5 protein-coding genes, 1 tRNA gene and 4 rRNA genes (1 of these 10 cut by a window edge) are annotated in these 10000 nt (G+C 37.8%); 2 read left to right on the top strand and 8 right to left on the bottom strand.

Going from position 1 to position 10000, the window contains the following annotated elements:
* From AC2JAQ_RS16505 to AC2JAQ_RS16520, 4 genes are all read right to left on the bottom strand, one after another.
* Positions 1-211, bottom strand: a 23S ribosomal RNA gene (locus tag AC2JAQ_RS16505); the annotation flags it as partial.
* Between the two features lie 187 nt (positions 212-398).
* Positions 399-1911: ribosomal RNA gene (locus tag AC2JAQ_RS16510) — 16S ribosomal RNA — on the bottom strand.
* A gap of 575 nt (positions 1912-2486) precedes the next feature.
* The gene (locus tag AC2JAQ_RS16515; protein WP_488458819.1) at positions 2487-3287 is read right to left on the bottom strand and encodes a pyruvate, water dikinase regulatory protein; all 801 of its coding nucleotides are present in this window, start codon (positions 3285-3287) and stop codon (positions 2487-2489) included.
* A 200-nt stretch (positions 3288-3487) separates the two neighbouring features.
* A complete protein-coding gene (locus tag AC2JAQ_RS16520) occupies positions 3488-4291 on the bottom strand; it encodes a class I SAM-dependent methyltransferase (protein ID WP_488458820.1) in 804 nt (267 codons plus the stop codon).
* A 236-nt stretch (positions 4292-4527) separates the two neighbouring features.
* Here AC2JAQ_RS16520 and AC2JAQ_RS16525 point away from each other — a divergent pair, with 236 nt between their 5' ends.
* Positions 4528-5283: a signal peptidase II gene (locus AC2JAQ_RS16525; protein WP_488458821.1), complete on the top strand. Its 756-nt coding sequence runs from the start codon at positions 4528-4530 to the stop codon at positions 5281-5283.
* Positions 5284-5398: 115 nt separating this feature from the next.
* Complete coding sequence (locus AC2JAQ_RS16530) at positions 5399-5701, top strand: hypothetical protein (protein ID WP_488457302.1); 303 nt, start codon at positions 5399-5401, stop codon at positions 5699-5701.
* Positions 5702-5788: 87 nt separating this feature from the next.
* On the opposite strand, the gene AC2JAQ_RS16535 is transcribed toward AC2JAQ_RS16530, so the two are convergent.
* The 4 genes from AC2JAQ_RS16535 to AC2JAQ_RS16550 form a co-directional block, all read right to left on the bottom strand.
* Positions 5789-6838 (bottom strand): ABC transporter substrate-binding protein, encoded by a 1050-nt coding sequence (locus AC2JAQ_RS16535; protein WP_488457301.1) that lies wholly within the window; start codon positions 6836-6838, stop codon positions 5789-5791.
* A 138-nt stretch (positions 6839-6976) separates the two neighbouring features.
* Positions 6977-7052, bottom strand: a tRNA-Lys gene (locus AC2JAQ_RS16540).
* 5 nt (positions 7053-7057) lie between these two features.
* Positions 7058-7175, bottom strand: a 5S ribosomal RNA gene (gene rrf, locus AC2JAQ_RS16545).
* Between the two features lie 51 nt (positions 7176-7226).
* Positions 7227-10000, bottom strand: a 23S ribosomal RNA gene (locus AC2JAQ_RS16550) (it continues 131 nt past the right edge of the window).

The raw sequence follows: 10000 nt of genomic DNA on the forward strand, positions 1-10000 counted from the left end.
CCAGGTACTTAGATGTTTCAGTTCCCTGGGTTACCTTCATTAAGCTATGTATTCACTTAATGATACATGGGGTTTCCCATGTGAGTTTCCTCATTCGGAGATCTTCGGATCTCAGGCTATGTGCGCCTACCCGAAGCTTATCGCAGCTTATCACGTCCTTCATCGGCTCCTGATGCCAAGGCATTCACCATGCGCCCTTTGTAGCTTGACCTATATTAGTTATAGTTCTCATTTTACAAAGAATAGAAATTGGTTTTGCCAATTTGGCTTGTTGTTTCTATAAATTAAATTATGTGCAATTTTCAAAGAACAATTTTGAGAGATAGTCTCTCAAAATTAAACAGAGATATTATCCAGAATTCATTATCATCTTAGTTATCCTAAGATGTATTCCTTAGAAAGGAGGTGATCCAGCCGCAGGTTCTCCTACGGCTACCTTGTTACGACTTCACCCCAATCGCTGACCCTACCTTCGGCCGCTGCCTCCTTGCGGTTAGCTCACGGACTTCGGGTATTGCCAACTCTCATGGTGTGACGGGCGGTGTGTACAAGACCCGGGAACGTATTCACCGCGACATTCTGATTCGCGATTACTAGTAACTCCAGCTTCATGTAGGCGAGTTTCAGCCTACAATCCGAACTGAGACTGGTTTTAAAGTTTGGCTCCACCTCACGGTATTGCATCTCTCTGTACCAGCCATTGTAGCACGTGTGTAGCCCTACACATAAGGGGCATGATGATTTGACGTCATCCCCACCTTCCTCCTGGTTAACCCAGGCAGTCTCGCTAGAGTCCTCAACTTAATGGTAGTAACTAACGACAAGGGTTGCGCTCGTTGCGGGACTTAACCCAACATCTCACGACACGAGCTGACGACAACCATGCACCACCTGTCACCTTGTCCCCGAAGGGATTTCCTCGATTAAGAGTAATGCAAGGGATGTCAAGTGTAGGTAAGGTTCTTCGCGTTGCTTCGAATTAAACCACATGCTCCGCTACTTGTGCGGGTCCCCGTCAATTCCTTTGAGTTTTAATCTTGCGACCGTACTCCCCAGGCGGAATACTTAATGCGTTAGCGGCGGCACGGAGGTGTTGAAACCCCCACACCTAGTATTCATCGTTTACGGCGTGGACTACCAGGGTATCTAATCCTGTTTGCTCCCCACGCTTTCGAGCCTCAGCGTCAGTTACAGTCCAGAGAGTCGCCTTCGCCACTGGTGTTCTTCCTAATCTCTACGCATTTCACCGCTACACTAGGAATTCCACTCTCCTCTCCTGCACTCTAGATAACCAGTTTGGAATGCAGCACCCAAGTTGAGCCCGGGTATTTCACATCCCACTTAATCATCCGCCTACGCTCCCTTTACGCCCAGTAAATCCGGATAACGCTCGCCACCTACGTATTACCGCGGCTGCTGGCACGTAGTTAGCCGTGGCTTCCTCCTTGGGTACCGTCATTATCTTCCCCAAAGACAGAGCTTTACGATCCGAAAACCTTCATCACTCACGCGGCGTTGCTGCATCAGGGTTTCCCCCATTGTGCAATATTCCCCACTGCTGCCTCCCGTAGGAGTCTGGGCCGTGTCTCAGTCCCAATGTGGCCGATCACCCTCTCAGGTCGGCTACGCATCGTCGCCTTGGTAGGCCGTTACCCCACCAACTAGCTAATGCGCCGCGGGTCCATCTCATAGCGGATTGCTCCTTTGGTTGAAAGATGATGCCATCTCTCAACATTATGCGGTATTAATCTCCCTTTCGGGAGGCTATTCCACTCTATGAGGCAGGTTACCCACGTGTTACTCACCCGTCCGCCGCTAATCCGTTTCCCGAAGGAAACTTCATCGCTCGACTTGCATGTGTTAAGCACGCCGCCAGCGTTCATCCTGAGCCAGGATCAAACTCTCAATTTAAAAGTTTAATCTATACTCATATTACTTATAAAAGAATTGCTGGTTTATGTTAATATCTTCTGTTTAATTTTCAAAGACCATTTCTTCGTCACCCTCAAGCGACTTTCTTAGTTTAACATCACTTTGAAACTTTGTCAACAACTTTTTTTAAAAACTTTTAATTTGTTTTGTTAAGTTGTTTGTGTGTCTCTCAGCGACGAGATTTATCTTACCATATAGTGGCCCTCTTTACTATTCAGTAATATTAATATTTTAAAATTAAATTAAGTTTTCTTTTATTTTCTTTAGTTTTCTAAAAAATACTTATATTGATACACCAGGATTAGTATATTTATATTTTATTTACAATTCAATATAATTTATTGAAATTTATCCCAAATAACAGAATAATTAAACTGCTAATAAATTTTTATATCCTTTTTTTTATTTATGTAATCCTTATTTAAGCTTTTCTTAATTTAGATCTTTTATATAAAAATTAGTTTTTAAATCTATTAGCAGTTATAAAATTGATGATAAATTATTCTTTTATTTTATATTTTCAAATAATATGTTTATTCTATAAAATAGAATAATTATTTTACTCCTAGCTTTTCCATTATTATTAAAGCTGTATCTTCTATAGCTCTTTGAGTTACGTCTATAGTTCTACATCCTATTTTTCTCATTATCCTATCTGCAAATTCAAATTCCTCTAGTATTCTTGAATCAGAAGCATATTCAATATCTGCTGATATTCTATGAAATTTATCTAATCTTCTTTTTCTTATTTCTATAAGCTGAAGTGGATTTATTGTAAGTCCAAATACTTTTTTCTTGTCTATTTCATATATTTCTTCTGGTACACCTACCTCTGGAACTAAAGGTATGTTTATTGCCTTTATTCCCTTATTTGCAAGATACATACATAACGGTGTTTTAGATGTTCTAGATAAGCCTACAAGTACCACATCTGCATTCTTTAATCCTCTATAGTCTTTACTATCATCATATTGCATAGCAAACTCCATAGCCTCTATTCTCTTATAATAAGCCTCATCGGTATTCCACATAGCACCAGGATTATAATCTGGATATTGATTCAATATTGTTGAGGCTACATTTATTATTGGTCCAAGTACATTTATTATATTTATGTTTTTTTCAATGCATTTTTGTGTTAGATATTCTCTAACATTAACAGTTATTATAGTAGATACGATCATACAAGTTTCACACTCTTCTATAGTTTTCATTAAATCTTCTACATCTTCTAAACTCTTAACATAAGGTATCCTTTTAACCTCAGCATTATCTTTAAATTGACTAGCAGCAGCCACAGCTACTTGTTGAGCTGTTTCTCCTATTGAATCTGAAACCGCAAAAATTGTTAACATAAAAATTGCTCCTCTCTTTCATCTAAAAACAACTATATTATTAGTGTTGTTTTTTTAATGTAATTTACTCTCTTTTCCCTTTTAGTTTTTATATTTTATAGCCACTAGAGCTTTTTAACCATAACTTTGTTTAATTTAAATTCTCATAATTGCTATTTATATAAATAAACTATTTAAATTTAATAAGAAAAAATACTTAATTACTTTCTAGCGACTATAAGTAAATGTTCTGTTGAATCCCTAAATCTTTCATCTTCACATTTTTCAGTTGCTACTTTTAATAAATTAAAGTATATTTCCTTATCCTCTAAATAATATTTAGTCATATAGAATGCTTGTCCACTTAAAAAACTTTCAGCACCAGCTCTACTTAATATATCAAATCCAACTTCATTAACCTCGTTAATTGCCTTTTCTGGTACAGTAAAATATGTTTCAGTAAAAGATTCTTCCTTGCTAAATGACTTTTCATCAAATAGCTCATATATTTTATCTATATTTTTAAATTCTTGAGGAAAATCTGAAAGACCTACTCTTAAGACTCCTAAAGAATTTATGTAAGTTATTAATATAACACCACCTGGCTTTAATACTCTCTTACAATTCTCTAATATTCTGATTCTGTCTTCTTTAGATTGAACATGATACATAGGCCCCATTAGAAGTATACCATCGTAAGAATTATCATCTAAAAAGTCTAAATATAATGCATCACCACAAATATAATTATCTGCCTTTAATCCTAAAGCCTCTATATTCTTTTTAGCCATATCTATAGATTTGTTTGATATGTCCATTAGTGTAACTCCATACCCTCTCTTTAATAACTCTATAGAGTATCTCCCTGGTCCTGAGCCTATATCTAATATTTTACTCTCATTAGGAAAGTATTCTTTTATCATGTACATAGTACTAAATAACTCTAATCTATTATAAGGATCATTTAATCTAAGCCACTCATTTTTACTATTTTCATTGTAATAGTCTCTAATAATATCTGTCATAAAACACCTCATTAATTAATATGTGTGATAATTTATATATTCTTTTAAAATTCTATTTATCCTCTTTAATTATAATAATTAACTATGTTAAAATTGATTTAGTTTGATTAATTTCAATACTATAAACTTAAAATTAATTTAATTTATTACTGTAAAAATTTTTTTACTACTTACTATATAGGATTAAAATTAAGTTAATTAAATATAACAATGGTATATTTTATAGGGAGGTAATCATGAATAAGAAAAAGTGGGTAACTATTGCAATACTACCTATAATGTGGTTAATTTATTTCTTATTTGAATTCTTAACTGGAAGAGTTGAAAATAATTCAGAAACTTTTATGATGTTATTTCTAGCACTTCCCTTTGCATTAGTAGGATATTTAATCTATGATTTATGGAATAAACATAAAAATGGCTTTAGCAATAAAACTTTATTATGGTTATTTGCATTTTTAATGATTTTAGACCAAGGAGTAAAATTTATAATCTATAAATGGTTCTTTAACACTAATTTTGATATTATAGGTAAATTTTTATCATTTCAGCCAATAATAAATACAGATGGTTCTTGGATAAATGTAAGATTTGGAGCAGGAATAAGCTTTGGATTTCTTATAATATTAAACTTAATAGCTTTAGTTATATTCTTTGAAGCATATAGATATTATGTACATAATGGACATAAAGATTTTAATGCAGATATGTGTATAGTCTTTATAATGGCTGGAGCTTTATGTTCCTTAATAGATAAAATCTTTTATGGAGGAAGTTTAGACTTCATAGGAATAAGTAATTTATTCATAGCTGATTTTAAGGATATATATATAAATCTAGCTATATTATTTTTCTTACTATGTATTTATTTCAATGATTATTGGAAAGATGATAAACCTAGTACTTTAAAAGATGATTTTGCTTCAATAAAAAAATTCTTTATTTTTGCTAAAAATGATTTATTAAAGAATATTCTTAGAATTAAAAAATAGTATATTTGTAGGATATTACAAAATTCATATAATTTCCTATTTAGCATGGACAAAGCTTCTTATTGTGATATATTTAAGGTGTAGAGAATTTACTGTTTATGAGAGGAGAGTAGCTATGCTAGTAAGATGTATAGATAATTCATTATGCTCAAGCCTAACTTTTGGTAAAGAGTATGTTGTAATTGAAGAAGGAGATAAGTACTACGTTGTAGTTGATGATAAAAACAAGGAAATTACAACTAAAAAGCAGAGATTTGAAGTTATCGAAGATAGTGATTTAGCTAAAAAGGCCAAAGCTACTATAAATGAACTTAACTTTCAACTTAATAACGAATTTAAAGATATTAAAGATTTTAAAGTTAGAACTAACTCTAAAGGAGAAATCAAAGAAGTTATCATTAAATTCAAGTACGAATAAGCTATTTACAATTCACACTTTAAATATAAAAGAGATATTATGTGTAAACATAATATCTCTTTTTTTAATTTAACTATATACTAAATACTAAGATTTTTTCCCATTAGTTACTGGCTTAGTAGGTGCTTCTGGTTTAACTATACTATTAAAATATTGAACCCATTTATTTTCATTATCAAAAATAACATTGTTATCAATATCTAAAGTTTTAAAATCTTTAATCCAATCTGGAGAATATTTTATTGCTACTGGCAATGTAGGCATTATATTAAACTTTTGTGCTAATTCTAATTGGATCTTTGGGCCAGCAACAAACTCCATAAATAATTCCGATGCATTAGGATTTGGTGCTGTTTTTAAAATCCCTGCACATTCTGTTACCACAGGTACTCCATCTGGGAAATCAATTCTTACAATATTAGCATCATCTTTATATTTTTTATTTAACACATCCAAAGGAAGTATTCCTATTGGAGTCTCTTTTGTATTTAAAGCTGTAGCCAATTCATCATAATTATTAAAGAATGTAGCCACATTTAACTTTAAATTTTGTAAAAAAGTATTTCCTACATTATCATCATTATTTGCAGCCTTACTTAAATATGATGTTGTAGCAGAGATAAAGTATTTTGTATAATCATTATTTGAGTTCACCATAATTAACTTATTAGTTAATTTTCCACTTCCTAAATCAACTAAATTCTTTGGTACAAGATTATCTGGTAGATTTGTCTTGTTATAAGCAACAACTATAGGATTTCTATAAATTGAATACCAATATCCATCCTTATCTCTATAGTTTTCATCCACATCTCCAAACCAACTTGTTTTATATCCTTGTAAGAGATTATCTGAAGCTACTTTTTTATATAATTCACTATTTCCCCCTAAAACAACATCAACATTTGAATTTTTGAAATCATCCTCTTTGATTTCATCTTTAACTTCATATTTTACAGTTATTCCAGTTTCTTTTTTAAATTCATCAGCAATATACTTCATAACTTCATCAGGATATTTACTTGTTACTACTATAGTATCTTCTAAAGTCTTTCCCTTTGATCCTCCACAGGATACCATTGAAAATGAAAATATCAGAAGTAACCCTAATGATAATATTTTCTTTATCCCTTTCATTACTTTCCTCCCAAATTCTATTAAATATAATCCTAAAAATCTTTTTATATTTACTATTTAAGTATAAATTATTTTTCAAGTAATTTATAGAATAATATATTTTTATACACAAAAAAACCTCTCTTATTAGAGAGGTTTTGGTGATCTGCCAGGGAATCGAACCCTGGACACCGTGATTAAAAGTCACGTGCTCTACCGACTGAGCTAGCAAATCATAAGACCTGGCGACCACCTACTCTCCCACACAGTCTCCCGTGCAGTACCATCGGCTTCTAAAGGCTTAACCGTCGTGTTCGGAATGGGAACGGGTGTTACCCTAAAGAACATCATCACCAGATGTTTGAAAGTTTTTGTTCTTTCAAAATTGCACATATTTAATTTACTATATTTGGTCAAGCCCTCGATCTATTAGTATCGGTCAGCTGAACATGTTACCATGCTTACACCCCCGACCTATCAACCTTGTGTTCTTCAAGGGATCTTACTAGCTTACGCTATGGGAAATCTCATCTTGAGGTTGGCTTCACGCTTAGATGCTTTCAGCGTTTATCCATTCCCGACTTAGCTACCCAGCTGTGCTCCTGGCGGAACAACTGGTACACCAGAGGTCAGTCCATCCCGGTCCTCTCGTACTAAGGACAGCTCCTCTCAAATTTCCTACGCCCGCGACGGATAGGGACCGAACTGTCTCACGACGTTCTGAACCCAGCTCGCGTGCCGCTTTAATGGGCGAACAGCCCAACCCTTGGGACCTACTTCAGCCCCAGGATGCGACGAGCCGACATCGAGGTGCCAAACCTCCCCGTCGATGTGGACTCTTGGGGGAGATCAGCCTGTTATCCCCGAGGTAGCTTTTATCCGTTGAGCGATGGCCCTCCCACGAGGTACCACCGGATCACTAAGCCCGACTTTCGTCCCTGCTCCACTTGTGGGTGTCGCAGTCAGGCTCCCTTCTGCCTTTGCACTCTACGAACGATTTCCGACCGTTCTGAGGGAACCTTTGGGCGCCTCCGTTACTTTTTAGGAGGCGACCGCCCCAGTCAAACTGCCCACCTAACAATGTCCTGTGACCAGATTCATGGCCGCCAGTTAGAATTTCAGTACTGTCAGGGTGGTATCCCAAGGATGGCTCCACTAAGGCTGACGCCCTAGTTTCCTAGCCTCCCACCTATCCTGTACAGACAATACCAAAACTCAATGCTAAGCTACAGTAAAGCTCTACGGGGTCTTTCCGTCCAATCGCGGGTAGCGAGCATCTTCACTCGCACTACAACTTCGCCGGATTTACAGTTGAGACAGTGCCCAAGTCATTACGCCATTCGTGCGGGTCAGAACTTACCTGACAAGGAATTTCGCTACCTTAGGACCGTTATAGTTACGGCCGCCGTTTACTGGGGCTTAAGTTCACACCTTCGCTTGCGCTAAGTGTTCCCCTTAACCTTCCAGCACCGGGCAGGCGTCAGCCCCTATACATCAGCTTACGCTTTAGCAGAGACCTGTGTTTTTGCTAAACAGTTGCTTGGGCCTATTCTCTGCGGCCTACTCTCGTAGGCACCCCTTCTCGCGAACTTACGGGGTCAATTTGCCGAGTTCCTTAACTGTAATTCTTCCGCCGGCCTTAGGATTCTCTCCTCACCTACCTGTGTCGGTTTGCGGTACGGGCACTACTTCTCTCTCTAGACGCTTTTCTTGGCAGCGTGGAATCATGTACTTCGGTTCCGTGGAACCTTCCCCATCACGCCTCAGCATTATGAAAGCGGATTTGCCTACTTTCACTGCCTAAACGCTTAGACTAGCATCCAATAGCTAGCACACACTATCCTCCTGCGTCACGCCATCGATAATAACGATGGTAGTGGTACTGGAATATCAACCAGTTGTCCATCACCTACGCCTTTCGGCCTCGGCTTAGGTCCCGACTAACCCTCAGCGGACGAACCTTCCTGAGGAAACCTTAGGTTTTCGGCCTGTGGGATTCTCACCCACATCTCGCTACTGATGCCAACATTCTCACTCGTAACCAGTCCACCGCTCCTTACGGTACGACTTCAGCCCGGTTACGACGCTCTCCTACCGCTTGAACTAAGTTCAAGCCCGTAGCTTCGGTGGTAAGTTTAGCCCCGTTACATTTTCGGCGCAAGATCTCTCGACTAGTGAGCTATTACGCACTCTTTTAATGAATGGCTGCTTCTAAGCCAACATCCTAGTTGTCTTAGAAATCTCACATCCTTTCCCACTTAACTTACACTTTGGGACCTTAGCTGACGATCTGGGCTGTTTCCCTTTTGACCACGGATCTTATCATTCGTAGTCTGACTGCCGAGCTCAAAGTATGTGGCATTCGGAGTTTGATAAGGTTCGGTAAGCGCTATGCCCCCTAGCCCATTCAGTGCTCTACCTCCACTACTCATACTCGACGCTAGCCCTAAAGCTATTTCGGAGAGAACCAGCTATCTCCGGGTTCGATTGGAATTTCTCCGCTATCCACAGCTCATCCCATGCTTTTTCAACAGCAACGTGGTTCGGTCCTCCACGAGGTTTTACCCTCGCTTCAACCTGGCCATGGATAGGTCACCCGGTTTCGGGTCTACGGCATGCAACTAGTCGCCCTATTCAGACTCGGTTTCCCTTCGGCTCCGTACCTTAAGTACTTAACCTTGCTACATACCGTAACTCGTTGGCTCGTTCTACAAAAAGCACCTCATCACCCTCATAAGGGGCTCTGAGCGGTTGTAGGCACACGGTTTCAGGTTCTATTTCACTCCCCTCCCGGGGTTCTTTTCACCTTTCCCTCACGGTACTGCTTCACTATCGGTCATCAGGTAGTATTTAGCCTTGGGAGGTGGTCCTCCCTGCTTCCCACAAGGTTTCACGTGTCTCGTGGTACTCTGGATCATAACTCGTGGTCTTCTCGTTTCACTTACAGGACTATTACCTTCTACGGTGGAGCTTTCCAGCTCTCTTCAGTTACAATAGCCTCCACTTTTATGTTATGTCCACAACCCCGGAAACAAGTTTCCGGTTTGGGCTCTTTCCCTTTCGCTCGCCGCTACTAAGAAAATCGATTTTTCTTTCTCTTCCTCCAGGTACTTAGATGTTTCAGTTCCCTGGGTTACCTTCATTAAGCTATGTATTCACTTAATGATACATGGGGTTTCCCAT

The organism is Clostridium sp. LIBA-8553 (assembly GCF_057782465.1).

What these genes read in the sequence shown, in the direction of transcription:
- AC2JAQ_RS16525 (WP_488458821.1), top strand. Translation starts at nt 4,528, where the DNA reads ATGAATAAGAAAAAGTGGGTAACTATTGCAATACTACCTATAATGTGG.
- AC2JAQ_RS16535 (WP_488457301.1), bottom strand. Translation starts at nt 6,838, where the DNA reads ATGAAAGGGATAAAGAAAATATTATCATTAGGGTTACTTCTGATATTT.
- AC2JAQ_RS16515 (WP_488458819.1), bottom strand. Translation starts at nt 3,287, where the DNA reads ATGTTAACAATTTTTGCGGTTTCAGATTCAATAGGAGAAACAGCTCAA.
- AC2JAQ_RS16520 (WP_488458820.1), bottom strand. Translation starts at nt 4,291, where the DNA reads ATGACAGATATTATTAGAGACTATTACAATGAAAATAGTAAAAATGAG.
- AC2JAQ_RS16530 (WP_488457302.1), top strand. Translation starts at nt 5,399, where the DNA reads ATGCTAGTAAGATGTATAGATAATTCATTATGCTCAAGCCTAACTTTT.